This window comes from Marmoricola endophyticus, from assembly GCF_014644415.1.
GTDB lineage: Bacteria > Actinomycetota > Actinomycetes > Propionibacteriales > Nocardioidaceae > Marmoricola > Marmoricola endophyticus.
On sequence record NZ_BMKQ01000002.1, the window covers coordinates 133768 to 157827 of the forward strand.

The following is a 24060-nucleotide window of genomic DNA, read 5'->3' on the forward strand; positions in this document are numbered from 1 at the left end:
GACGCCTACGACCACGGACCGAGGTCCTGGGCTCGCGTACGACTTTGGTCGGTGGGTGGTTCATCCGCTCGACCGATGCGGCCCGGTCCGGTTTCGGTACAGGATGGTCCCCATGATCACGGTGCAATCCCTTACCAAGGTGTACGGCGCCCACCGCGCGGTCGACGACGTCTCGTTCACCGCGCAGTCCGGGCGCGTGACCGGGTTCCTCGGCCCCAACGGTGCCGGGAAGACCACGACGATGCGTGCGATGGTCGGCCTGACGCCGCCCACGAGCGGCACGGTCACGATCGGAGGGCTGCCGTACGCCGACATCCCGAACCCCGGTCGTCACGTCGGTGTCCTGCTCGACGCCTCCGCCCAGCACAACGGCCGGACCGGCCGCGAGGTCCTCACCATCGGTGCGCGCACCATGGGGCTGCCGGACTCGCGGGTCGAGGAGATGCTCGACCTGGTCTCGCTCTCCGGGGACGAGGGCAAGCGCCGGGTGCGCGACTACTCCCTGGGCATGCGGCAGCGCCTGGGGGTCGCCCACGCCCTGCTCGGCGACCCGTCGGTGCTGATCCTCGACGAGCCGGCCAACGGGCTGGACCCGGCCGGCATCCGGTGGATGCGCTCGCTGCTGAAGTCGTACGCCGACCGCGGCGGCACGGTCCTGCTCTCCAGCCACCTGCTGCACGAGGTCGAGCAGATCGCCGACGAGATGATCCTCATCGGGCGCGGGAAGATCGTCGCCCAAGGCGACCGGAAGTCGCTGCTCTCCGGCGGCGCCGCCAGCGCGCTGGTCACCTCCGAGGACAACGAGCGGCTCGCGAAGGCACTCGCCGACGCCGGGATCGCCACCAGCGCGGCCGGTGAAGGGCTGCGTGCCGACTGCGACCCCGCCGCCGTGGGCCGCGCCGCCCTCACCGCGGGCGTCGTTCTCACCGACCTGCGCACCGGCAGCGCCGGCCTGGAGGACCTGTTCCTCTCACTGACCGCCGACACCCAGCGCGAGGGGCACCCCTCGGCAGCGACCGACCAGGGAGACCGAGCATGAGCACCACCGCACCCGCACCGACCGCCCTCGACGTCTCGGCGACCCCGCCGGTGCCGTTCGGCCGCCTGGTCTCCGTCGAGCTGCGCAAGGCGCTCGACACCAGGGCCGGGCGCTGGTTCACCGGATCGATCCTCGCGCTGTGCCTGGTGGTCGTGGTGATCTACGCCCTCGCCGCGCCGACCGAGTCCCAGAGTCTGGGCCAGATCGCCGGCGTGGCCGGAGGAGTGCTCGGCTACTTCCTCCCCGTCCTGGTGATCCTCATGCTCACGAGCGAGTGGAGCCAGCGCACCGGCCTGGTCACCTTCACGCTGGAGCCCAGGCGGCCCCGGGTGATCGGCGCCAAGCTCGTCGCCGCTCTCCTGCTCGGCATCGGTCTGATCGTCGTCGCACTCGTGATCGCCGTCCTGGGCAACCTGATCGGGGGAGGAGACTGGAGCGTCGAGGCCAGGGTGCTGATCAACGGGGCCGTCGTGGCCAACCTGATCGCCATCCTCACCGGCTTCGCCATCGGGATGCTGCTGATGAACACTCCGGCGGCGATCGTCACCTACTTCATCTACACCCTGGTGCTCCCCACCGCGGTGGGCGTGCTGTCGGCGCTGCAGGACTGGTTCGACAAGCTCGCGCCGTGGATCGAGTTCAACACCGCGCAGCAACCGCTGTTCATGGGCGACTACCGGCTCGAGGGCCAGGAGTGGGCACAGTTCGTCACGGCAGGGCTGATCTGGCTCGTCCTGCCCTTCGTCCTCGGGCTGATGCGGCTGCTGCGGGCCGAGCCGAAGTAGGCGCACGCCCGTCGTTAGGGTCGGGAGCATGAGTGCTCCCACCCGCGCCGACGGGCGCGCCGACGACCAGCTCCGCGACATCCGGCTCACCCGGCACTGGCAGGACCACCCCGCCGGCTCCGTGCTGGTGGAGTTCGGGCGCACCCGCGTGCTGTGCGCTGCCTCGGCCTCGGTCGGGGTGCCGCGCTGGCGCAAGGGGTCCGGGCTGGGGTGGGTGACCGCGGAGTACGCCATGCTCCCCTCGGCCACCAACACCCGCAGCGACCGCGAGTCGGTCAAGGGCAAGATCGGCGGTCGTACGCACGAGATCTCCCGCCTGATCGGCCGGTCGCTGCGGTCGGTGGTCGACTACGCCGCGCTGGGCGAGAACACCATCGTGCTCGACTGCGACGTCCTGCAGGCCGACGGCGGGACCCGCACCGCCGCCATCACCGGGGCGTACGTCGCCCTCGCCGACGCCGTCGCACACCTGCGGTCCGAGGGGGCGCTCTCCGGTGACCCGCTCACCGGCTCGGTGGCCGCGGTCTCGGTCGGCATCATCGACGGGGTGCCGCGGCTCGACCTGCCGTACGAGGAGGACGTCCGCGCCGAGACCGACATGAACGTCGTGATGACCGGCGGCGGGTCCTTCGTCGAGGTCCAGGGAACCGCCGAGGGGGCACCCTTCGACCGCAGCGAGCTGGACGCGCTGCTCGGCCTGGCCGAGAAGGGCTGCGCCGACCTCACCCGGATCCAGCAGGAGACGCTCGGTGGCTGACGCGAGGGTCTTCCTCGCCTCCCGCAACGCCAAGAAGATCGCCGAGCTGCGCCGGATCCTCGGTGCGGCCCTCGGCGGAGAGGTGGAGGTGCTCGGCCTGGACGACGTGGCCTCGTACCCGGAGCCGGTCGAGGACGCACCCGACTTCGACGGCAACGCCCTGCTCAAGGCGCGAGCCGGTCTCGCGGCGACCGGGCTGCCGTCGCTGGCCGACGACTCCGGCCTGTGCGTGGACGCGCTGAACGGCATGCCGGGCGTGCTCTCGGCGCGCTGGTCCGGGCAGCCGAAGGACGACGACCGCAACAACCGGCTGCTGCTCGAGCAGCTCGCCGACGTGCCCGACGAGCGTCGGGCGGCGCACTTCCACGCCAGCGTCGCCTTCGTCCGCGATACCGGAACGGGCGTGCCGGCCGAGGACGTCGTCGGCGGTGACATGCCCGGCCGGGTGATCCGCGAGACCCGTGGGACGAACGGCTTCGGCTACGACGTGCTCTTCGTGCCCGACCAGCAGGACGGGACGCAGACCTCGGCTGAGATGCCGGCCGAGGCCAAGGACGCGATCTCCCACCGCGGCCGTGCGCTGCGGGCCATCGCCCCGCTGGTGGTCGAGGCGGTGTCCTGAGCCTGTCGAAGGTCGCGGCGCTGGGTGTCGGAGGGGGGACTCGAACCCCCACGCCCGGAGGCACAGGAACCTAAATCCTGCGTGTCTGCCAGTTCCACCACTCCGACGCGGCCCGCCCGATCCTAGGACCGGGCGGCGTCCAGCCCGAGGTCGCGGCGCAGCTTGGCGACGTGGCCGGTGGCCTTGACGTTGTACTGCGCCAGCTCGACCGTGCCCTCGGCGTCGACGACGATCGTGGAGCGGATGACGCCCTCGACGACCTTGCCGTAGAGCTTCTTCTCCCCGAACGCGGCGTACTCCTGCATCACCTGCTTGTCCGGGTCCGAGAGGAGCCGGATGGTCAGGCCGTCGCGCTCGCGGAACTTCGCGAGCTTCTCCGGCTCGTCCGGCGAGATCCCCAGCACCTCCAGACCGGAGGCGCGCAGCGAGTCGAGGGAGTCGCTGAAGTCGCAGGCCTGCGTGGTGCACCCAGGCGTCATCGCGGCCGGGTAGAAGTAGACGATCACCCGCTGCCCCCGGAGGTCCGAGAGAGTCACCTGCTGCCCGGTGTCGTCGGTGAGGGTGAAGTCGGGGGCGGGGTCGCCGGGGCTGAGTCTGGTCGCGGGTCGGCTCATGGGCCTGAACCTACTCGGGCCCGGACGCGATAGCGTGGGCGCTGTTCACGCGGCCGGCAGGGCCGTGAGAGTTCCCCGACGAGCTTCAGGCAGGAGTGCGCGACGTGGCTGCACAGGACCGCCAGTCCATCGAGGACGAGATGGAGGTGGCCCGCCGCGAGCTGGCGGCCTCGATCGACCAGCTGCTCCACCGCAGCTCGCCCAAGACCATCGCCAACCGTCAGGTGGCCGCGATCAAGGGCTTCTTCGTCGACCCGCAGAGCGGGCTGCGCACCGACAACGTGATCAAGGTCGTCGCCGGTGTCGGCGGCGCGATCGCGCTGATCCTCGTCGTGCGCAAGGTGTCCGGCTGAGCGTCCTGCTCACCGCGTAAGTCCCGGTGCGCGGGCCACCGGCCTCGGACCGCCGGGCCAGACATGCCTTAGTCGGCAGCGTGCTTGCCGCTCGGCGGTGCCGGCTGCTCGAACGGCTGGTCGGCACCAGTACGTCCACCCTCCTCGGGCGGCTCCACGGCCTCGGCATCGGACGTCGGTACAGAGGCCGCGTCGGTCGTCTCGGTCGTCTCCTCGGCCGGCGCGTCGTGCGTCTCAGCCGGGTCGAGCGTCAGCGACGGCACGTAGTCGCCCGCCTTGTGCCGCACCTCGGGGTCGATCCGGTCGGCCTCGCGGACCGTGTCCTCGACCCGCGACCGGGCACGCTCGAGCGCGGCCTCCTTCTGCCGAGCCTCGGCCTCGAGCTCCTCGGCGCGTCGCCGGGCCTCGTCTGCCGCGGTCCGCGCGCCCCGGGCCTCGGCCTCCTTGGCGGGGATGTCCTCGCTCTGGAACAGCGCGTGCCGGCGCAGCTCGACCGCGCGGTCGCGGTAGACGGTCCGGCGGCGGCGCAGGTAGAGCGCGGCCAGCCCGGCCACGACCAGGACGACCACCACGGCCACGATGACCCAGACGAGCGTGTTCGACATCAGACACCTTCCTCGACCGACGCGACGTGGCCGGACGGCAAGCATCCCAGGTGCCCCGGGGCGTGGTTCACAAACCCCCGCTGCCGTAGCGGTCGCAGTGCACCGCCTCCTCGAGCGGACGTCGCTGCCGCCAGCCGTGCCGCTCGAGGTCGGGCCGGTCCTGCAGGCCGGTGACCTCACCGACGCACAGCCAGGCGAGGGGGCGGACGCCTTCGGGCACGCCGAGCAGCTCGGCCAGGAACTCCTCGCGGTAGAACGACACCCAGCCGACGCCCAGGCCCTCGGCGGTGGCGGCCAGCCACAGGTTCTGGATGGCCAGGACGGAGGAGTACAGGCCCGCGTCGGCGATCGCGTGCCGACCGAGGACGTGCGGCCCGCCCCGGGAGGGGTCGTACGTCACGACGACGCCGAGCCCGGACTCGCGCACCCCCTCGACCTTGATCCGCGAGAACGTCTCGGCCCGCTCCACGCTCAACGAGCTCGCGAAGACCTCGCGCTCGGTGGCGACGTGGGCGGCGAACGCGTCGCGGAGCCCCAGGTCCCGGACGAGCACGAAGTCCCAGGGCTGGGTGTGACCGACGCTCGGCGCGGCGTGGGCCGCCGCGAGCACCCGGTGCAGCACCGCGTCGGTCGGCGGCCGGCCGGCGAACTCGGCGCGCACGTCACGGCGGCGGGCGATGACGTCGTACAGGTCGTGGATCGGGTCGGGCACGGCGAGCATCCTCTCGCTCGGTGGTTGACACCGTTCACCAGGTCCGGGATGACTGGGGTGTCCACGCCGAGACGACCCCGAGGTGGCCATGACCGCCGAGCGCACCGAGCCCGCCCGTCCCCTGCCGTCCCTCGCGCGCGGCGACCGGGGCCTCCCGGTCGTCGGGCGGATGCTCGACTACGTCAGGGACCCGGTGGCCCTGATGCGCCGGCAGTGGGAGACGTACGGGCCGGTCGCGCCGTTGCGGCTGGTCGGTGGCGAGTCGGTGATGCTGCTCGGGCCCGACGCCTGCGGCACGGCGCTGCGCAACGCGGACAAGGCGTTCGCCAACGGACCGGCGTGGTCTCGCCTGGTGGGCCCGTTCTTCGAGCGAGGGCTGATGCTCCTCGACTTCGAGGAGCACCGTGCCCACCGACGGATCATGCAGCAGGCCTTCACGCGGGATCGGCTCGAGGGCTACAGCGAGGCGATGTTCCCCGCGATCGAGGCGGGGCTGGCCGGCTGGCCAGGCCGGCACGACTCCTTCGAGTCCTACTGGGCGCTCAAGCAGCTGACGCTGGACGTGGCGGCGGAGATCTTCATGGGCGGCGCGGAGGACACCACCCCCGCGCAGATGGAGGAGGTCAACCGGGCCTTCATCGCCTGCGTCCAGGCCGCCGCCGGTGTGGTCCGCGGCAACGTCCCCTTCACCCGGTGGGGCCGTGGCTACCGCGGCCGGAAGGTGCTGGAGGACTTCCTGCGCCACTACCTGCCCGCCCGTCGAGCGGTGCGCACGCCGGACCTGTTCTCCCAGCTGTGCCACATCGAGACCGACGACGGCGACCGGTTCGAGGACCACGACGTCGTCGACCACATGATCTTCTTGATGATGGCCGCCCACGACACCTCGACGATCACGCTCTCGACGGTGCTCCAGCACCTCGGGCAGCACCCCGAGTGGCAGCGGCGCTGCCGCGAGGAGTCCGCGGCGCTGGGCGAGAGACCGTCGCTGGCCGAGCTGGAGTCGCTGGAGTCCCTCGACCTGGTGATGCGCGAGAGCCTGCGGCTGCACGCCCCCGTACCCGTCGTGGTGCGTCGTACGGTCGCCGACACCGTGGTCGAGGGGGTCCGCATCCCCGCGGACACCGACGTGGTGGTGACACCGCAGCACACCCACCTGATGCCGGAGCTGTGGACCGCGCCGACCGACTTCGACCCCGAGCGGTTCTCCGCCGCGCGTGCCGAGGACCGCTCCCACCGGTTCGCGTGGGAGCCGTTCGGCGGCGGGGTGCACAAGTGCATCGGGCTCTTCTTCGCCTCGGCGGAGATCAAGGCGGTGCTGCACCGGGTGCTGCGGGACTTCTCCTGGAGCGTCGACGCCGGCTACGTGCCCCCGATGAACAACCACTCGCTCCCGTTCCCCAAGGACGGCCAGCCGATCCGGCTGACCAGGACGCGGTGAGCGGGGCGTATCGTCGCCGCACGTGGCCGAGGAGTGGTGCGACCTGTGCGACCTGCCCCTGAACACCTGTGTCCACGGACGCCCGCCGGCCACGCCGGCGCCGGCTCGTCGGGCCGACGAGCCGAGGTCGCGGGCCACCCGCTCGACGAGCGCTCCGCGCCCGACCACCCCGAAGGGCGTCACCGTGCGGCGTGGTGCGCAGCGCCTCACACCGCCCTCGACGTACCAGCCGTTCCTCGTCGCGCTGCTGCGTGAGCACGACGGTGCCTGCGAGGCCGAGCAGCTGATGGAGGAGCTGTACGAGCGCGTGGGCCCGGTGCTGCACGAGGACGACCACACCCAGGTTCGCGGGGAGCCGCGCTGGCGGCTGGGCGCCCGCCGGGCGCGTGCGGCGCTGACCGAGGAGGGGCTGATGGAGCCGGCTCGCACCCCGGGCGTGTGGGAGCTGACCGACCAGGGGATGCGGTAGCCGGATGTCCGGGGACGCCGCGCGGCCCGCGCGGCCGGTCCTCACCGTCTGGCTGCTGGGTCTGCTGGCCACCTTCGGGCCGATCTCGCTCGACCTCTACCTCCCGGCGCTGCCCTCCCTGGCCGAGGATCTCGGCACCGACGCGTCGTCGGCGCAGCTGACGATCACGTCCTGCCTGCTCGGCCTGGCGCTCGGCCAGCTGCTGGCCGGCCCGCTGTCGGACCGGCTCGGACGCCGGGTCCCGCTGGTGACGGGGCTGGTCGTCTACCTGCTGGCGACACTGGCCTGCGCGCTGGCGCCCAGCATCGAGGTGCTCGTCGTCCTACGGCTCGTGCAGGGTCTCGCCGGTGCGGCCGGGCTCGTGATCTCACGTGCCGTCGCCCGCGACCTCTACGACGGACGGGCGCTGCTGGTGGTCTTCTCCCGCCTCACGCTGGTCTCCGGGCTCGCACCCGTCATCGCGCCGGTGCTCGGCGGGCAGCTGGCACGCGTACTGCCCTGGCGCGGGCTGTTCGTCGTGCTGGCCGGGCTCGGCGCCGTGCTGCTGGTCGCCGGCCTGCTGCTGGGGGAGTCGCTGCCGCCCGAGCGTCGTACGCCAGGTGGGCTCGGCGCGACGCTCGCCGGCTACGGGGCGCTGCTGCGCGACCGGGCGTACGTCTGCGTGGTCGCGACGTTCGCGCTCTGCGCGGCGTCGCTGTTCGCCTACATCGCCGGCGCGACCTTCGTGCTGCAGCGGGTCTACGGACTCTCCGAGGTCGCGTTCTCGGTGGTGTTCGCGGTCAACTCGGTCGGGATCGTCGTCCTCAGCCAGACCGCCGGTGCGCTCGCACGGCGCGGCCGTGCGCCGCTGGCCACGCTGTCGGCGGGCGTCGTGGGCAACCTGGTCGGTGCCGCCGCCCTCGCGCTCAGCGTCGTCGCCGGGCTGGGCCTGGTGCCGCTGCTGGCGTCGTTGTTCGTGATGATCGCCTCGCTCGGGCTGGTGCTGCCCTCGGCGACAGCGCTCGCGATGGCAGGGCACCCCGAGCGCGCCGGTGCGGCCTCCTCGCTCCTCGGGCTGGGGCAGTTCGTCCTGGGCGGGGTGGTGGCACCGCTCGTCGGGATCGCGGGGGAGCGGACCGCCGTGCCGCTGGGCGTCGTCGCGGTGTCCTGCTCGGCTGCGGGCGGGCTCGTCCTGCTCCTCGCCCGGCGGCGGGTGCGGCTCGCAGTGGCCGGGCAGGCCCAGGGCAGGTCCTAGAAACGCGGAGGGCCGGACTCCGCTCCGCCGATCTGGTTGCGCTGCACGTGCGCCTTCGCCTGCTCCTGGTGCGGGTCGGTGAAGTCGCGTCGCGCGGTCGGCCGCTGCCGTCCGCTGACCACCCAGGAGAGTGCGAAACCGAGGACCACGACGACGGCCACGACGATCCAGAACACCATGACGAGCCTCCTCGGGCTTGGTTGCGGCAAGCATACGGCGAAAGCCGGGCGTCAGACGCACACCGCCCGATTTGTCGGTTTCTGGTGTACGGAGCCGGCGTCAGCGCCTAGCCTCGGGCGGGACCGGACCGCCCCAGGACCGAGGTGCCCCATGCCCCGCCGCTCGTCGCTGCGCCGCCTTGCCGTCGCGTGCCTGCTCGCCGGACTCGTCGTCTCGTCGACGGGAGGGGCGGTGCTCGCGGCGCCGCTGCCAGCCGATGCCGCTCCCGGCGCCCAGGCGGCCGCCGACGCCGCAGCGACCGCGGCCCGCGCGCCGGCCGTGGCGCGTCGGGCGGCGGCCACCAGCTTCCGGCTCGAGAGGGCCCGCCTGCACCGGTCGCCCACCGCCAGGGTCCCGAGCCAGAACCCGCTCGCGGGCCGCACGTGGGGGGTCTACAAGGGTCCTGGCGACCAGGCGTGGCCCCCGTACGAGAAGGCGACCGGCGAGACCAAGACGCTGCTCGGCGCGATCGCGCTGGCGCCCAAGGCGAAGTGGTTCGGCACCTGGATCAGCGAGAGCCAGATCGAGTCCAAGGTCCGCGACTACGTCGCCAACGCCTCCGGCGGCGACCCGGAGACCCTCGTGCAGGCCACGGTGTTCAACCTCAAGCCCTGGGAGCACGAGGCGTGCACCCGGCTCCCCACGAGCGCCGAGCAGACGTCGTACAAGCGCTGGATCGACGGCTTCGCCCGCGGTGTCGGCGCGCAGCACACCGCGATCATCCTGCAGCCCGACGGCCCCTTCGCGATGTGCGTGCCCGGTGGGTCGGGCGTCCCCTCGGGGCTGATCTCCTACGCCGCGCAGAAGTTCTCCGCGCTGCCGCACACCGCCGTCTACATCGACGGGGGAGCCGCCGACTGGCCGTACAAGGACGTGAACGGCGCGGTCGACTTCCTCGTCCGCGACGGCATCCGGTACGCCCGCGGTGTCGCGTTGAACTCGACGCACTACTCCGCGACCGGCGACGAGGTGGAGCGCGGCACCGCCATCGTCACCGAGCTCGCCCGGCGGGGGATCGCGGACAAGCACGTCGTCGTCAACACCTCCTCGAACGGCCGGCCCTTCGTGTTCGGCGACGCGCCGGGCAAGGACCCCGACAACGCCACGGTCTGCGCCTCGCGCACCAGCACGCACTGCGTGACGCTGGGGATCAGGCCGACCACCGACGTCGCGAACGCCCGCTGGGGCCTGACGGCCGCGCAGCAGGAGCACGCCCGGGCGTACGTCGACGGCTACCTGTGGTTCGGCCGGCCGTGGCTCTACCGCCAGGCCGACCCGTTCGACATGGAGCGGGCGCTGCAGCTGGTGCGGACCACGCCGTACTCCTGAGGCCGGCCGAGGCGCCCGATTTCGACCTCGGCACGAGCGCTGGTAGCGTTCTTCCTCGCGCGCCAATAGCTCAATGGTAGAGCAGCTGACTCTTAATCAGCGGGTTCGGGGTTCGAGTCCCTGTTGGCGCACCGAGGCCTTCTCAGCGTGACTCCAGCACCGCCATCGCGGCGTTGTGGCCACCCAGGCCGGAGACCGCTCCGCCCCGTCTGGCGCCGGATCCGCACACCAGCACCCCCGGCAGCCCGGTCTCGACGCCCCAGCGTCGCGCGGGGGTGTCCAGCGGCTCCTCGTCGTCGGCCCATGGCCAGTCGAGGTCGCCGTGGAAGATGTGCCCGCCGGGCATCGCGAGGTCGTCCTCGACGTCCTGCGGCACCTTGGCCTCGATGCACAAACGGCCGTCGCGGTCGCGTCGTACGCAGTCCAGCAGCGGCTCGGCCAGGACCTCGTCGATGGTCGCGATCGCGCGTCCCAGCGCCTCCTGCTTCGCACGCTCCCGGTCGGTCTCGAAGAGCGCGGCGGACATGTGCAGACCGAAGTAGGTCAGCGTGTGCACGCCGTCGCCGGCCAGTGGGCCGAGGATCGAGGGGTCGGTCAGCGAGTGGCAGTACAGCTCGCCGGGCGGGCGGGTCGGGATCCTGCCGGCGGCCGCCTCGGAGTACGCCGTGCGGAGCTCCTCGGCCGACTCGGCGACGTGGAAGGTGCCCGCGAACGCCACGGCCGGGTCCGCCCCGGAGCGCAGTCGCGGCAGCCGGTCGAGCAGCAGGTTGATCTTCAGCTGCGACCCGGCCGGACGGCCCGTCGGCGCGAGGTCGCCCAGCAGCCCGTCCAGGACGTACGGCGCCACCCCCGAGAGCACGTGCGTGGCGCGGGCGCGCCGCTCGGTCCCGCCCTCGACCCACGTGACCTCGCCGTCGGGCGTGACGGCGGTGACGCTCGCGCCCGTACGGATCTCCGTGCCGCCGGCCCCGGCCGCCGCCGCGAGCGCGTCCGTGACGGCGCCCATGCCGCCGACGGGCACCCGCCACTCGCCGGTCCCGTTGCCGATCAGGTGGTAGAGCAGGCACCGGTTCTGGACCAGGGAGGGGTCCTCGAGGTCGGCGAACGTGCCGATCAGCGCGTCGGTCCCGACCACGCCGCGCACCAGGTCGTCGGCGAACCGCTCGCGCAGCGCGGCTCCGACGGGCCGCTCGACGAGGTCCCGCCAGATCGACGGGTCGGTCTGCGGGGAGAGCGCTCGCGCCCGGGGGAGCGGGGCGGTCAGCGTCGGCGCCACGACGCCCGCCAGCTGCTCGACGCCGTCGTACCACTCCTGCCAGGCGGTGTACTCGGTGTCGCCCCCGGTGACCTCCCGGAAGGACGCGGCGGTCGCCGCACCCTCGGGCCGCTCGGCGAGCAGCCCGAGGTCGCGGCCGCCGCGCCGGACCGGGGTGTACGACGCCGTGCCGCGCGAGCGCAGGTCGAGGTCCAGCCCGAGGTCGGCCACGACCCGGTCTGGCAGCACGCTGACCAGGTAGCTGTAGCGGGACAGCCGCACCCCCGTGCCCGAGAAGGCCTCCGCGCTGACGGCGGCGCCACCGGTGTGGTCCAGGCGCTCGAGCAGCAGCGTGCTCAGACCCTCGCGGGAGAGGTAGGCAGCGGCGGTCAGCGCGTTGTGCCCGCCACCGACGACGATCACGTCGTAGGAGCTGTCCATGTCGGGGAGCGTAGAGGGATCTCCGACGGTCCGGAATGTTGAAGGTTCAACTACCGTTGCGGCCCTCACGATGCGACGAGGAAGGTGGACGACATGCCCGCACTGACCGTGGACGACCTGACGACGCTGACCCGGGTGCGCGCCCCCGGGCTGGGGGACCGCGTACGACCGGTGAAGCAGGTGATCGACGCGCCGCAGGGGTACGTCGACCTGCGCGACCTGGACCCGTTCGTGCACATCGACGGGATCTTCGACCACGCCGACAGCCACGGCGGTGGCGGCACGATCACCAACGGCGACACCCAGTGGATGACCGCCGGGTCCGGGTTGCTGCACATCGAGGCGCCGCCGGAGTCGCTGGTCGCCTCGGGAGGGCTGTTCCACGGCGTCCAGCTGTGGGTGAACCTGCCGCGCGAGGCGAAGTGGAGCGAGCCGAAGTACCAGGACATCCGCTCCCGGGAGGTCGGCGTGGCCACCTCGACGGACGCGGGGTCGCTGGTCCGGGTGATCGCCGGCAGCCTGGGTCGAGGCGCCGAGAGGATCGAGGGCCCCGGGTCGACCCACACCCCGATGACGCTGGTGCACGCGACCGTCGAGGCCGGCTCGCGACTCGACCTGCCGTGGGACGCGGGCTACAACGCGCTGGTCTACGTCCTCTCCGGCAACGGCACGGTCGGTCTGGACGGCCGCCCGCTGCGGACCGGCCAGCTCGCGGTGCTCGGTGCGGGCGACTTCGTCAGCGTCGCCGCCGACGAGCGTGGTCAGGAGACCCGCGCGCCGCGCATGGAGGTGCTCGTCCTCGGCGGGCAGCCGATCAACGAGCCGGTGGCCTGGGCCGGGCCGTTCGTGATGAACACCCGCGCCGAGGTCGTGCAGGCCTTCGAGGACTTCGACAAAGGGCGGCTCGGCACTATCCCCGCGGTCCACGGGGCGCCGACCACCCTCCAGCAGGGCTGAACGCCGTACGACGCGACGAAGCCGCAGGCGCGGTGCCTGCGGCTTCGTGGCGTCCTGGGGTGAGTAACGGGACTTGAACCCGCGACATCCGCCACCACAAGGCGGCGCTCTACCAGCTGAGCTATACCCACCATGGGCTCCGTGGAGCCAGCGGGCAGTCTAGTCCCCGACCTGCCCCGGCGACGAATCCGATCCGGAGCCCTCGCCGCCGGCCCCGGTCAGGGCGCCGCCGTGCCGGGCCGCGACCCGCTTCGCGCCCGCGCTGTCCGGGCCCGGGGCGGGGACGAACACCGCCTCGCGGTAGTAGCGGAGCTCCTCGATGCTCTCCTGGATGTCGGCCAGGGCACGGTGGCCTCCGGCCTTGGCCGGGGCGTTGTAGTACGCCCGGGGGAACCACCGGCGGGAGAGCTCCTTGATCGAGGAGACGTCGACGATCCGGTAGTGCAGCAGCGCGTCCAGCTCGCTCATGTCCCGGGCGATGAACCCCCGGTCGGTGGCGACGGAGTTGCCCGCCAGCGGCGGGCGGGCGTCGTCGGGGCACTGGGCGCGGACGTACGCGAGCACCTGCTCCTCGGCGCCGCGCAGCGTGGTCCCCTCGGCGAGCTCGTCGAGGAGGCCGGAGGTGGTGTGCATCGTGCGGACGAAGTCGTCCATCTGCTCCAGCGCCGCCTCAGGGGGCCGGATCACGACGTCCACGCCGTCGCCGAGCACGTTCAGGTCGAAGTCCGTGACCAGCGCGGCCACCTCGACCAGCGCATCGGCCCCGAGGTCGAGGCCGGTCATCTCGCAGTCGATCCACACCAGTCGGTCGCTCACGACGCTCGACCCTACTCGGGTGCTGCTGCGGCACCGGGTTGCACCGGCTCGCCTATGGTGGGCCCATGGCGATCGGAGCGCGGTGGTTCGGCCTGCTCGCCCGCCTGGTGGTCGGCGTCGTCTGGATCGTCGCCGGTGCGATCAAGCTGCCCGACCCGGACTCGAGCGTCACCGCCGTGCGCGCCTACCAGCTGCTGCCGCTCTCGCTGACCTCGCCGGTGGGACACGCGCTGCCGATCCTGGAGGTGGTCGTCGGGCTGCTCCTGGTCCTCGGGCTGCTCACCCGCCCGGTGGGTCTGCTGTCCGCCCTGATGCAGCTCGCCTTCATCATCGGCATCGCCTCGGTGTGGGCCCGCGGCATCTCGATCAACTGCGGCTGCTTCGGCGACGGCGGCGCCGATCCCGACGCCGCGTCCAGCTACCCCTGGGAGATCGCCCGCGACGTCGGCCTGCTGCTGCTGTCCCTGTGGCTGGTGTGGCGACCTCGTACGCAGCTCTCCCTCGACACCCTGCTGTTTCCCGAGCGGCCCGCCGCCGCGATCCCCGAGTCCTCGACCTGATCGGAGCCTTCGTGTCCAAGCAGAACCGCCAGGCGCGCGCCGCTGCGGCGATCGCCCAGCAGAAGCGGGCCGAGCGCAACCGCCGGCTCGGCATCACCGGCGCCATCGTCGTGGTCGTCGCCGCGGTCGTGGCCGGACTGGTCTGGTACAGCCTGGGTGGCTCGTCCTCCGACAGTGCCGTGGCCGGTGCCGCCTCGGCGAAGGTCGATGACACCTCGCTGGTCGTCGGGCCGGACTCGGCGAAGACGAAGGTCACGATCTACGAGGACTTCCAGTGCCCGTACTGCCGTCAGTTCGAGAGCCAGAGCCGTGACTTCCTCCGCGAGGCGGCCTCCGACGGCAAGGCGCAGATCACCTACAAGCCGTTCAACTTGCTGACCCAGGACGACTACTCGGCGCGCGCGCTGAGCGCGTTCGCCACCGTCCTGGACGACGGGACGGCGAAGCAGGCGCTGGCCTTCCACGACAAGCTCTTCGACGAGCAGCCCTACGAGAACGCTTCCGACAAGCCCGACACCACGCAGCTGCGCGACTGGGCCAAGGACTCCGGGGTCACGAAGGCCTCGGTGCTGGACGCGATCGGGCCCGTCGACAAGTCCTACGTCACGAAGGTGACGCAGGCCGCCGTCGGCGCCGGAGTGCAGGGCACACCGACGATCCTGGTCGACGGCAAGCCGCTGTCGGGCTCGTCGATCTCCGACCAGGCGGATCAGCTCGAAGAGATGATCAAGAAGAGCTGAGCGCGGTGAGTGATCTCGCGGCGTTCGTCGCCGGTCTGCCGAAGGCCGAGCTGCACGTCCACCACGTCGGCTCGGCCTCGCCGGAGACGGTCGCCGAGCTGGCGGCCCGCCACCCCGAGGGGCCCGTGCCGGCCGACGTCGACGCGCTGCGGGACTACTTCGCCTTCCGCGACTTCGCGCACTTCATCGAGGTCTACCTCTCGGTGGTGGACCTGGTGCGCACGCCGGAGGACGTACGCCTGCTGACCTACGCGGTCGCGCAGGAGATGGCGACCACGCAGCAGGTCCGGTACGCCGAGCTGACCTGCACGCCGTACACCTCCGTACGACCCGACGAGCCCGGCCGCGGGATGCCGGTGGAGGCGTACACCGAGGCGCTCGAGGACGCGCGGGCGGCCGCCGAGCGCGACCACGGGATCGTGCTGCGCTGGATCTACGACATCCCCGGGGAGGCCGGTCTGCCGGCGGCCGAGGCGACGCTCGACTACGCCCTGAGGCACGCGCCGGACGCCCTGGTCGGCTTCGGTCTCGGCGGGCCGGAGATCGGCGTCCCGCGCCCGCAGTTCAAGCCCTACTTCGACCGTGCCCGCGCCGCCGGCCTGCGCAGCGTCCCGCACGCGGGCGAGACCACGGGTCCGCAGACCGTCTGGGACGCGCTGCGCGACCTCGGCGCCGAGCGGATCGGCCACGGCACCTCCGCCGCGCAGGACCCCGACCTGCTGGCCCACCTCGCGACGCACCGGGTCCCGCTGGAGGTCTGCCCGACGTCCAACCTCGCCACCGGCGCGGTCGCCGCCCTCGACGAGCACCCGATCAGGGCGTTCGTCGACGCCGGGGTCACGGTCACCGTGAACAGCGACGACCCCCCGATGTTCGGCACCACCCTCAACCACGAGTACGAGGTCGCCGCCCGGCTGCTGGACCTCGACCGCGGTGGCCTGCGCGACCTGGCGCTCGCCTCGGTCGACGCCTCGTTCGCCCCCGCCGACGTCAGGGCGCGACTGCACCGCGAGATCGCGGCGTACGACGGCTGACGCGACCCAGCTCGCGGATCAGCGCCGCCGTGGCGGGGACCGTCTCGGCCCCCGGCCGGTGCACGAGTCCCACGTGCCGTGAGCCGAGCGCGGGCGCGTCGACCAGCACCACGCCGGGGTGGCGGTACGCCGTGAGCGCCGACGCCGGGAGCGCTGTCACGCCCAGCCCTCGCGCGACGAGGTTCTGCACCACGACGTAGTCGTCGGTCTCGTGGGTGATCAGCGGTGCGAAGCCGGCGGCGGTGCAGCAGTCCACCAGGTGCTCGCGGCACCGGACGCAGCCGGCGATCCAGCGCTCGTCGGCCAGCCGGGCCAGGTCGCCGCGTCGCGCACCCGCGCTGGGGTGCTCCGGGTGGACCACCAGGTGCACGGGCTCGCGGTCGAGCTCGTGCCACCGCAGCTGACCGAGCGCGGGCGGCGGGCCGTCGTAGCCGAAGACCACGGCGAGGTCGGCGTCCCCCGCTCGTACGGCCGCCGTCGCCTCGGGCGGCTCCGCGGCGACGAGGGCCACCTCGACGGCGGGGTGGCGCTCGCCGAGCGCGGCGACGGCGTCCGACACGAGGGTGGCCGCAGCCGAGGGGAAGGCCCGCAGTCGTACCCGTCCGGTTCCCAGCGTCGTCAGCGAGGCCAGCTCCTCGCGGGCGGCGTGCAGCTCGCCGGCGACGGCGTCGGCCCGAGCCAGGAGCGTGCTCCCCGCCTGCGTGAGCCGGACCCCTCCGGGCCCGCGCAGCAGCAGCCGGGTGCCGGCGTCGCGCTCGAGGTGCGCCAGGTGCTGGCTCACGGCGGGCTGCGTCCAGCCGAGTGCGCGCGCGGCGCCGGTGATCGAGCCCTCCCGCGCGACCCGGCGGAAGATCAGCAGGCGACGTGGGTCGAGCTCCATGCCGTCACCATAAGACGTACTTATGACCTGGAGAAGGAGGTCGGGTCTTCCTTGGGGGACGTCGCGACGTCAGGCTGGGGGCATGACGACGATCGGCCTGGTGGGCGGGATGAGCTGGCACTCGACGGTGGAGTACTACCGGATCCTCAACGAGCGTGTCGCCGCCGCCCGCGGCGGTCACGCCTCGGCCGAGGTGGCGCTGCAGTCGCTGGACTTCGGCGAGATCCGTGAGTGCCAGGTGAGCGGCGACTGGGACCGCGCCGGGGCGCTGCTCGCCCGCGCGGCACGGCGCTGCGAGGCCGGTGGCGCGGACGTCGTCGCGCTGTGCACGAACCTCATGCACAAGCAGTTCGCCGCGCTCGAGGACGCGGTGAGCGTGCCGGCGCTGCACATCGCGGACGCGGTCGCCGGCGCGGCGCGCAGCGGCGGCTGGTCGACGGTGCTGGTGCTCGGCACGAGCTGGGTGATGGAGGAGTCGTGGTACGCGGAGCGCCTGGCCCGCCACGGGGTGCAGGCCGTGACGCCCGCCGCGGCGGACCGGGCGATGGTCGACCGGGTGGTCTTCGAGGAGCTGACCCAGGGCGTCATCCGTACCGAGTCCCGCCAGGCCTACGTGGACGTGATCGCGCGCGCCGCGACTGCGGGGGCCGAGGCCGTCGTGCTCGCCTGCACCGAGATCGGCCTGCTGGTCGCCCCCGAGGACTCACCGCTGCCGGTCATCGACTCCGCGCGCGCCCACGCCGAGGCGCTGGCCGACATCGCCCTGGGGTGCGCCGCCACGTCCACTACGCTCCTGGGCGACCCCCGGTAGCTCAGCTGGATAGAGCATCCGACTTCTAATCGGACGGCCGCGCGTTCGAGTCGCGCCCGGGGGACCGACCGCGGCTCGCGCGCTCACCGACGAGTCGTCGCCATCCACTCCTCGATCTCGTCGGGGTCGCGGGGGAGCGCCTCGGAGAGGTTGAGCGGCTCGCCGTCGGTGACGACGATGTCGTCCTCGATGCGGATGCCGATGCCGCGCAGCTCCTCGGGGACGAGGAGGTCGTCGGCCTGGAAGTACAGCCCCGGCTCGACGGTGAGCACCATCCCCGTCTCGAGGTCGCCCTGGGGGTAGGTGTCCGGGTCGGACTGCGCGCAGTCGTGCACGTCCATGCCGAGCATGTGGCTCACGCCGTGCAGCGTCCAGCGGGAGTAGACCTTCGAGTCCTCGTCGAGCGCCTCCTCCACCGAGCAGGGGAGCAGCCCGAGGTCGCCCAGGCCGTGGGTGATGACCTCCATCGCCTTGTGGTGCGCCGCCCGGAAGGCGTTGCCCGGCCGCACCTCGGCGATGCCTTGCCGCTGCGCGTCGAGGACCAGGTTGTAGAGGTCGCGCTGCAGCGGCGTCCAGGTGCCGGAGATCGGCAGCGTCCGCGTGACGTCGGCGGTGTAGAGCGAGGTGGCCTCGGCGCCCATGTCGAGCAGCACCAGGTCGCCCGGCGTCATCGGGCCGGTGTTGTCGATCCAGTGCAGCGTCGTCGCGTGCGCGCCTCCGCCGACGATGGAGTCGTACCCGATGTCGTTGCCCATCGCGCGCGCCCGCCGGAAGAAGGTCCCCTCGACCCAGCGCTCGCCGTGGACGAGCACGTCGTCCCACTCGCGCACGCAGTCGGTGAACCCGAGCGTCGTGGTGTCGCAGGCGGTGCGCAGCTCGCCGAGCTCCCAGTCGTCCTTGACCAGCCGCAGCTCGGAGAGCACCTTGGCCAGCTCCGCGTCGGCGGCGTCGTCCCCGCCGACCGCGGCGTCCACCCGCGGGTCGACACCGCGCAGCACCCGAGTCTTGCCCGAGGCCGCGAGCACCGTGTCTAGGTCGTCGACGTGGCGGGTCGGCACGTCCAGGGAGGTCGCGATCTCCTCCAGCGAGGGCCGCTCGCCGGCCCACAACGCGCCGTACTGCCGGTCCCGGAAGAACTCGTCGGAGTCGCGGCCGCTGCGCGGGCGGGCGAACAGGACCGCGTCGCCGTCCTCGATCACGAGGACCGCGTCGGAGGTCTGGTTGCCGGTCAGCCAGGTGTGCGCGGTGTCGGGCCGGAACCGGTAGTCGGTGTCGTTCGAGCGCACCTTGAACCCGCCCGCAGGGATCACCAGCCGTTCGCCGGGGAACTGCTCGCTGACGCGGGTACGACGCTGCGACGTCCAGGTCGCGACCGGGTGCCGGTCCACCTCGCGCCGGAGGTCGGCCCACCCGCGCCGCATGAAGGCCGCCCACGCGGCCGGCACCTTCGGGTCGTGCGACTCGGTGCCCCCTGTGCCCGCTCCGGTCTGGATCGCCGTGTCGTCCGGGTCCGCAGTGCTGTCCGCCATGCCCCTCAGCCTACGACCGGCCGACCGTAGGGTGCTGCCCATGTCGTCCGCCGTCCCGGGTGCCCTCGCGGACCCGATGTCGCGCCGGGCGCGCCTCCAGCGCGGCGGCACCTTCTCGGTCGTCGTCGCGGCAGTGACCCTGCTCGGCGCGGTGCTGATGGCCGTCGTCCTCCTCCTCTCGGCCGCACCCGGTCCGCTGGTGGTGGGCACCGTCCTCGCCGCACTCCCGGTCGGACCGCTGCTGGCGGCGTACACCTGGCTGGACCGGTACGAGCCCGAGCCGCGCGTGCTGCTCGTGCTGGGGCTCGGGTGGGGCGCCTTCGTGGCGACGAGCAGCGCGCTGGTGGTCCAGGTCGCCGGAGAGCTCGTCCTCGCCGCACCTGGCAGCCTCACCGCCGCGGTCGTGGCCCCGGTCTCCGAGGAGGCCGCCAAGGGGCTGTTCGTGGTGCTCCTGCTGTGGTTCCGCAGGCAGGAGATCGACGGCGTCCTCGACGGGATCGTCTACGCCGGCATGGTCGGCATCGGCTTCGCCTTCACCGAGAACATCCTCTACCTCTCGGCCGCCTACGTCGGCGATCCCGGGAGCACCGGCCCCGGCGGTCTGGCGGGCGCCGTCGGCCTCTTCGTGGTCCGCGGCATCTTCAGCCCCTTCGCCCACCCGCTGTTCACGGCCTTCACCGGGATCGGTGTCGGCCTCGCCGTCACCAGCCGGCGCCGCGGCGTGCGGGTGGCGGCTCCGGTGGTCGGCCTGCTCCTGGCGATGGCGGCGCACGCGGGCTGGAACGGGTCCCTCGCGATCGGTGGGGGAGCCGGCTTCGTGCTGACGTACGTCGTCGTGATGGTCCCGGCCTTCCTCCTCCTCGTCGCCTTCGGGGTCTGGGCCCGCCGGAGCGAGGGCACGCTGCTGACCGCCGCCCTCCAGGACTGCGCGCGCCGCGGCCTGCTGCACCCGGCCGAGGTTCCCTGGCTGGTACGCCTGCCTGCCCGCCGGGTCGCGCGCCGGCACGCGCACACCGCCGGAGGGCCGGCCGCGGGCCGCGCGATGCGGGAGTACCAGCTCCTCGCCGCGGAGCTCGGGTTCCTCCACCACCGGTTCCTGAGGGGCTCGGCACCGCGCGACGGGCAGGCCCGCGGCCAGACCCTGGTGGAGGCGATGGCCGCGCTGCGCCCGGCGCTCGTGTGGCCCGTCGCGGGCGCGGCCACTACAGTCACACCCGTCACGCCACCGACCCACCGAGGAGGGAGACCGTGACCGGCACCGGCGGGAGCGGGACTCCCGAGACCTCCGACCCCACGACGGCCGACGGGCTGGACGGCACCGAGAGCCCCATGCTGGCCGCCCTCGTACGCCTGCGCGACGCCCTGCGCCGCAACGCGCTGCCCCTCGACATCGCCGGCGCCGAGGACGCGCGCGTCGCGCGCGAGGAGCTCGTCCACCAGCTCGACGACTACGTCCTGCCGCGTCTGGTCCGGTTCGACGCGCCGCTGCTCGTCGTGGTCGGCGGGTCCACGGGCGCCGGCAAGTCCACGCTGGTCAACTCCCTGGTCGGCACCCGGGTGACCGTTCCCGGCGTGCTCCGGCCGACCACGCGGTCGCCGGTCCTCGTCCACCACCCCGACGACGCCCGCTGGTTCGGCGCCGAGCGGGTCCTCCCGGGACTCGAGCGCACCGAGCAGCAGACCAACGACCAGGGCGCGCTGCAGCTGGTCGCGACGACGGCCATGCCGCCGGGACTGGCGATGCTCGACGCGCCCGACGTCGACTCCGTCGAGGAGAGCAACCGTGTGCTGGCGGCCCAGCTGTTGGCCGCCGCGGACCTCTGGCTGTTCGTCACCACGGCGGCGAGGTACGCCGACCAGGTCCCGTGGGACTACCTGCGCATGGCCGCCGACCGGAGCGCGTCGGTGGCCATCGTGCTGGACCGTACCGCGCCGGACGCCGTGGCCGAGGTCCGCAGCCACCTCGCGCGGATGCTGACGGCACGTGGCCTGAGCGACTGCCCGTTGTTCGTCGTCGAGGAGGTCCCGGTCGGCGGCGACGGGCTGCTGCCCGTGCGCGCCGTCGACCAGGTCCGGGACTGGCTGGCCGACCTGGCCCAGGACCAGGACGCGCGGGCCGTCGTGGTCAAGCAGACGCTCGAGGGTGCGCTGCGCTCGATCTCCCAGCGGGCCCACCTGCTGGCCGACGCCGCGGCCGAGCAGATCGCGGTGCGCGGTCGGCTGCAGCGCGAGGTCGACCAGTCGTACGCCGACGCGGCCGCGGCCGTCGACGAGGCCACCGCCGACGGCACCCTGCTCCGCGGGGAGGTCCTCGCCCGGTGGCAGGAGTTCGTCGGCACCGGTGAGCTGCTCCAGGGGCTGGAGTCCAAGGTGTCCTGGCTGCGAGACCGGATCGGCAACGCCGTGCGCGGCAGGCCGCAGCAGGCGGGCCGGGTCAGCACCGCCGTCGAGTCGGGTCTGCAGACGCTGCTGCTCGAGCGTGCCGAGGAGGCCGCCGAGCGGGTCGCCGCCGCCTGGGAGGCGGACCCGGCGGGCCGGGTGCTCCTCGAGGACGGCGGCCGCGACCTGACCCGCGCGTCGCGGAGCTTCCGCGCCGACGCCGAGCGCGCGGTACGCGAGTGGCAGCAGGGCGTGCTGGACATGGTGCGCAGCGAGGGCGCGGACAAGCGCACGAGCGCGCGCTTCCTCGCGTACGGCGTCAACGGCCTGGGGGTCGCGCTCATGGTGGTCGTGTTCGCCTCGACCGCCGGCGTCACCGGCGCCGAGGTCGGCATCGCCGGGGCGTCGGCGGTGGTCGGGAAGAAGCTGCTGGAGGCCGTCTTCGGGGACCAGGCCGTACGCCGGCTCGCCGCGGCCGCTCGTAGCGACCTCGGCCGGCGGGTGGACCAGCTGCTCGAGGTCGAGCGCGAGCGCTACGGTCGCCGGCTCGAGACGGTGGCCGTCCCCCTCGACGGCGCGGACGAGATCCGGCAGGCCACCCGGACGATGGACGACGAGCGCTTCGCCCAGAAGACGGCGGAGCAGGCAGCCGAGCGTGCCGAGCGCGAGCGCGCGGCACAGGTGGAGGATCTGTTGTGACGTCGCTGCTCCAGGGCGCCCGCAAGCTGCTGGGGCGCACCCCCGGTCTCGGGGACCAGATCGCCGGTCTCGAGCAGGCCGTCGAGGCCTCGCGCGGGCGTCTCGACGATACGGTCCTCGACCCGGCGGCAACGATCGCCCAGCGTTCGGGGGAGCGGATGCGGCTGTCCCCCGACCACACCGTGGTGGCGCTGGCCGGGGCGACCGGCTCGGGCAAGTCGTCGACCTTCAACGCCCTCACCGGTCTCGACCTCGCCGCGATCGGGCTGCGCCGACCGACCACCTCGTGGGCCACGGCCTGCATCTGGGGTGGTCCGGCCGGAGCGGAGCCACTGCTGGACTGGATGGGCATCCCGGCCCGGCACCAGTACACCCGGGACTCGCTGCTCGAGCAGCGCGAGGAGGACCGCGACCTCAAGGGTCTGGTCCTCCTGGACCTGCCCGACCACGACTCCACCGAGGTCTCCCACCACCTCGAGGTCGACCGGCTGGTCGTCCTGGCGGACCTGATGATCTGGGTCCTCGACCCGCAGAAGTACGCCGACGCCGCCATCCACGAGACCTACCTCCAGCCGCTGGCCCCCCACCGCGACGTCATGATCGTGGTGCTCAACCACATCGACGAGGTCCCCCTGGACCGCCGTGACGCCATGGTGACCGATGTCGAGCGGCTCCTCGCGCAGGACGGCCTCGGCGGTGTACCGGTGGTGGCGACCTCCGCCCGCGACGGCGACGGGGTCGCCGACCTGCGTGCGCTGGTGTCGAGGAAGGTCGCGGACAAGAGGACGAACCGCGAGCGGTTCCGGACCGACCTGCGACAGGCGGCCGACACCCTCGACCGCGCCACCGGCTCGGCACCACCGCGTGAGCTCAGCGCGGACGCTCGGGAGGAGCTGCACGAGGCGGTGGCCGACTCCGCCGGTGTGCCGGTGGTCGTCGACGCCGTACGCCGCGCGAGCCGCACCCGCGCGTCGGTGGCGACGGGCTGGCCGCCGCTGGCCTGGCTGTCCCGGCTGCGGCCGGACCCGCTCAAGCGGCTGCACCTCGAGCCGGGGCGGTCGACCTCGGGGGTCAAGGAGTCGATGGTCGTGGCGCGGTCGTCCCTGCCGCAGGCCACCCAGTCCCAGCGGGCGCGCGTCGACGGCGCCGTGCGCCGGGTCGCCGACGAGGTGTCGGGAGGACTGTCGACCCCGTGGGTGGGTGCCGTCCGACGTGCCTCCACCGCCGGCACGGAGCGGCTCGCTGACCGGGTCGACAAGGCTGTGGCCGAGACGCCGCTGGGTGCCGGGGACGTGCCGGCGTGGTGCCGTGTGATCCAGGCGGTGCAGTGGGTGGCCCTGCTCTGCTTGATCGCGGGTGCGGGCTGGCTGGCCGTCCTCGCGGTGATGGGCGTCGCCCAGGTCGACGCGCCGGAGGCGCCGGAGGCCGGCGGCTTCGCGCTGCCCACGCTGCTGCTCGTCCTGGGTGCCGCGGTGGGGGTCCTGCTGGCGCTCCTCTCGCAGGCCGTGGTCGGTGCGGTGGCCCGTTCGCGGGCGCGACGCGCGGATCGCCGGCTGCGGTCCGCGATCGCCGAGGTCACCGACGAGCTGGTCGTCGCGCCGGTCTCCGCCGAGCTGGACGCCTACCGCCGCGCACGGGAGGGCATCGCCCGGGCGCAGGCCTGAGCCCACCGCTCTCGTCCGTTCCCCGTCCACAGGTCGTCGCGGCCCACGGGTTCTCCACAGCCCGCTCTGCTGGTCGCGCGGTGGCACGTGCTCTCGGGTTGCCTGGTCGTCACCAC

Annotated in this window: 25 protein-coding genes and 4 tRNA genes; 19 read left to right on the top strand and 10 right to left on the bottom strand. The window is 73.1% G+C overall.

Annotation, left to right across the window (positions count from 1 at the left end; all coding sequences use genetic code 11):
• The first annotated feature begins 112 nt into the window (after positions 1-112).
• Genes IEX42_RS17230 through IEX42_RS17245 form a run of 4 tightly spaced genes read left to right on the top strand, consistent with a single transcriptional unit; the run spans position 113 to position 3203 of the window.
• Complete coding sequence (locus tag IEX42_RS17230) at positions 113-1039, top strand: ATP-binding cassette domain-containing protein (protein ID WP_188781321.1); 927 nt, start codon at positions 113-115, stop codon at positions 1037-1039.
• Positions 1036-1824: an ABC-2 transporter permease gene (locus IEX42_RS17235; RefSeq protein ID WP_188781322.1), complete on the top strand. Its 789-nt coding sequence runs from the start codon at positions 1036-1038 to the stop codon at positions 1822-1824. Before IEX42_RS17230 ends, IEX42_RS17235 begins: the two co-directional genes overlap by 4 nt.
• Positions 1825-1852: 28 nt before the next feature.
• Positions 1853-2581, top strand: coding sequence for a ribonuclease PH (gene rph / locus IEX42_RS17240; protein WP_188781323.1), 729 nt, complete (start codon positions 1853-1855; stop codon positions 2579-2581).
• The gene (locus tag IEX42_RS17245; RefSeq protein ID WP_188781324.1) at positions 2574-3203 is read left to right on the top strand and encodes a non-canonical purine NTP pyrophosphatase; all 630 of its coding nucleotides are present in this window, start codon (positions 2574-2576) and stop codon (positions 3201-3203) included. Before rph ends, IEX42_RS17245 begins: the two co-directional genes overlap by 8 nt.
• A gap of 25 nt (positions 3204-3228) precedes the next feature.
• Here IEX42_RS17245 and IEX42_RS17250 read toward each other — a convergent pair.
• Together IEX42_RS17250 and bcp are read right to left on the bottom strand one after the other, a co-directional pair.
• Positions 3229-3310, bottom strand: a tRNA-Leu gene (locus tag IEX42_RS17250).
• A gap of 15 nt (positions 3311-3325) precedes the next feature.
• Positions 3326-3817 carry a thioredoxin-dependent thiol peroxidase gene (bcp, locus tag IEX42_RS17255; RefSeq protein ID WP_188781325.1) on the bottom strand — a complete coding sequence of 164 codons (492 nt, stop codon included), beginning with the start codon at positions 3815-3817 and terminating at the stop codon, positions 3326-3328.
• Positions 3818-3921: 104 nt separating this feature from the next.
• Here bcp and IEX42_RS17260 point away from each other — a divergent pair, with 104 nt between their 5' ends.
• Positions 3922-4170 (top strand): DUF3618 domain-containing protein, encoded by a 249-nt coding sequence (locus tag IEX42_RS17260; protein ID WP_229661017.1) that lies wholly within the window; start codon positions 3922-3924, stop codon positions 4168-4170.
• A gap of 68 nt (positions 4171-4238) precedes the next feature.
• Here the strand turns inward: IEX42_RS17260 and IEX42_RS17265 are convergent, their stop codons facing one another.
• Both IEX42_RS17265 and bluB read right to left on the bottom strand, forming a co-directional pair.
• A complete protein-coding gene (locus IEX42_RS17265; protein ID WP_188781326.1) occupies positions 4239-4775 on the bottom strand; it encodes a hypothetical protein in 537 nt (178 codons plus the stop codon).
• Between the two features lie 67 nt (positions 4776-4842).
• A complete protein-coding gene (gene bluB / locus IEX42_RS17270; protein WP_229661018.1) occupies positions 4843-5487 on the bottom strand; it encodes a 5,6-dimethylbenzimidazole synthase in 645 nt (214 codons plus the stop codon).
• Between the two features lie 88 nt (positions 5488-5575).
• On the opposite strand from bluB, the gene IEX42_RS17275 reads away from it, so the two are divergent.
• From IEX42_RS17275 to IEX42_RS17285, 3 genes are read left to right on the top strand one after another with little or no spacing between them, the layout of a single operon-like run.
• Complete coding sequence (locus tag IEX42_RS17275; protein WP_188781328.1) at positions 5576-6928, top strand: cytochrome P450; 1353 nt, start codon at positions 5576-5578, stop codon at positions 6926-6928.
• Between the two features lie 22 nt (positions 6929-6950).
• Entirely contained in the window at positions 6951-7397 is a 447-nt protein-coding gene (locus tag IEX42_RS17280; RefSeq protein WP_188781329.1) for a hypothetical protein, read from the top strand.
• A gap of 4 nt (positions 7398-7401) precedes the next feature.
• The gene (locus tag IEX42_RS17285; RefSeq protein ID WP_188781330.1) at positions 7402-8631 is read left to right on the top strand and encodes a multidrug effflux MFS transporter; all 1230 of its coding nucleotides are present in this window, start codon (positions 7402-7404) and stop codon (positions 8629-8631) included.
• Here the strand turns inward: IEX42_RS17285 and IEX42_RS17290 are convergent.
• Positions 8628-8810, bottom strand: a complete 183-nt coding sequence (locus IEX42_RS17290) for a hypothetical protein (protein ID WP_188781331.1) — start codon at positions 8808-8810, stop codon at positions 8628-8630. The genes IEX42_RS17285 and IEX42_RS17290 overlap by 4 nt on opposite strands.
• 151 nt (positions 8811-8961) lie before the next feature.
• Between IEX42_RS17290 and IEX42_RS17295 the strand changes: the two genes are divergently transcribed.
• On the top strand, positions 8962-10179 hold the full coding sequence (locus IEX42_RS17295; protein WP_188781332.1) for a glycoside hydrolase family 6 protein: 1218 nt from the start codon (positions 8962-8964) through the stop codon (positions 10177-10179).
• A 59-nt stretch (positions 10180-10238) separates the two neighbouring features.
• Positions 10239-10310: transfer RNA gene (locus IEX42_RS17300), tRNA-Lys, on the top strand.
• An 11-nt stretch (positions 10311-10321) separates the two neighbouring features.
• Here IEX42_RS17300 and IEX42_RS17305 read toward each other — a convergent pair.
• Entirely contained in the window at positions 10322-11875 is a 1554-nt protein-coding gene (locus tag IEX42_RS17305; protein WP_188781333.1) for a phytoene desaturase family protein, read from the bottom strand.
• A 93-nt stretch (positions 11876-11968) separates the two neighbouring features.
• Here IEX42_RS17305 and IEX42_RS17310 point away from each other — a divergent pair, with 93 nt between their 5' ends.
• Entirely contained in the window at positions 11969-12832 is an 864-nt protein-coding gene (locus IEX42_RS17310; RefSeq protein ID WP_188781334.1) for a pirin family protein, read from the top strand.
• 55 nt (positions 12833-12887) lie between these two features.
• Here IEX42_RS17310 and IEX42_RS17315 read toward each other — a convergent pair.
• Positions 12888-12963, bottom strand: a tRNA-His gene (locus IEX42_RS17315).
• Between the two features lie 28 nt (positions 12964-12991).
• Entirely contained in the window at positions 12992-13648 is a 657-nt protein-coding gene (orn, locus tag IEX42_RS17320) for an oligoribonuclease (protein ID WP_188781335.1), read from the bottom strand.
• 65 nt (positions 13649-13713) lie between these two features.
• On the opposite strand from orn, the gene IEX42_RS17325 reads away from it, so the two are divergent.
• Genes IEX42_RS17325 through IEX42_RS17335 form a run of 3 tightly spaced genes read left to right on the top strand, consistent with a single transcriptional unit; the run spans position 13714 to position 15982 of the window.
• Positions 13714-14208, top strand: a complete 495-nt coding sequence (locus IEX42_RS17325) for a MauE/DoxX family redox-associated membrane protein (protein ID WP_188781336.1) — start codon at positions 13714-13716, stop codon at positions 14206-14208.
• 11 nt (positions 14209-14219) lie between these two features.
• A complete protein-coding gene (locus tag IEX42_RS17330; RefSeq protein WP_188781337.1) occupies positions 14220-14948 on the top strand; it encodes a DsbA family protein in 729 nt (242 codons plus the stop codon).
• A 5-nt stretch (positions 14949-14953) separates the two neighbouring features.
• Positions 14954-15982, top strand: a complete 1029-nt coding sequence (locus IEX42_RS17335; RefSeq protein WP_229661019.1) for an adenosine deaminase — start codon at positions 14954-14956, stop codon at positions 15980-15982.
• Here the strand turns inward: IEX42_RS17335 and IEX42_RS17340 are convergent.
• Positions 15939-16862, bottom strand: coding sequence for a LysR family transcriptional regulator (locus IEX42_RS17340; RefSeq protein ID WP_188781338.1), 924 nt, complete (start codon positions 16860-16862; stop codon positions 15939-15941). The genes IEX42_RS17335 and IEX42_RS17340 overlap by 44 nt on opposite strands.
• 82 nt (positions 16863-16944) lie before the next feature.
• On the opposite strand from IEX42_RS17340, the gene IEX42_RS17345 reads away from it, so the two are divergent.
• Together IEX42_RS17345 and IEX42_RS17350 are read left to right on the top strand one after the other, a co-directional pair.
• Positions 16945-17673: an aspartate/glutamate racemase family protein gene (locus IEX42_RS17345; RefSeq protein WP_188781339.1), complete on the top strand. Its 729-nt coding sequence runs from the start codon at positions 16945-16947 to the stop codon at positions 17671-17673.
• Positions 17664-17737, top strand: a tRNA-Arg gene (locus IEX42_RS17350). The genes IEX42_RS17345 and IEX42_RS17350 overlap by 10 nt, the downstream gene beginning before the upstream one ends.
• A 19-nt stretch (positions 17738-17756) precedes the next feature.
• On the opposite strand, the gene IEX42_RS17355 is transcribed toward IEX42_RS17350, so the two are convergent.
• On the bottom strand, positions 17757-19202 hold the full coding sequence (locus tag IEX42_RS17355) for an aminopeptidase P family protein (RefSeq protein WP_188781340.1): 1446 nt from the start codon (positions 19200-19202) through the stop codon (positions 17757-17759).
• Positions 19203-19242: 40 nt separating this feature from the next.
• On the opposite strand from IEX42_RS17355, the gene IEX42_RS17360 reads away from it, so the two are divergent.
• The 3 genes from IEX42_RS17360 to IEX42_RS17370 are packed head-to-tail and all read left to right on the top strand — an operon-like array spanning position 19243 to position 23944.
• Positions 19243-20454 carry a PrsW family intramembrane metalloprotease gene (locus IEX42_RS17360; protein WP_229661020.1) on the top strand — a complete coding sequence of 404 codons (1212 nt, stop codon included), beginning with the start codon at positions 19243-19245 and terminating at the stop codon, positions 20452-20454.
• On the top strand, positions 20451-22280 hold the full coding sequence (locus tag IEX42_RS17365; RefSeq protein ID WP_229661021.1) for a GTPase domain-containing protein: 1830 nt from the start codon (positions 20451-20453) through the stop codon (positions 22278-22280). The genes IEX42_RS17360 and IEX42_RS17365 overlap by 4 nt, the downstream gene beginning before the upstream one ends.
• The gene (locus IEX42_RS17370) at positions 22277-23944 is read left to right on the top strand and encodes a GTPase (RefSeq protein WP_188781341.1); all 1668 of its coding nucleotides are present in this window, start codon (positions 22277-22279) and stop codon (positions 23942-23944) included. Before IEX42_RS17365 ends, IEX42_RS17370 begins: the two co-directional genes overlap by 4 nt.
• Positions 23945-24060 lie beyond the last annotated feature (116 nt).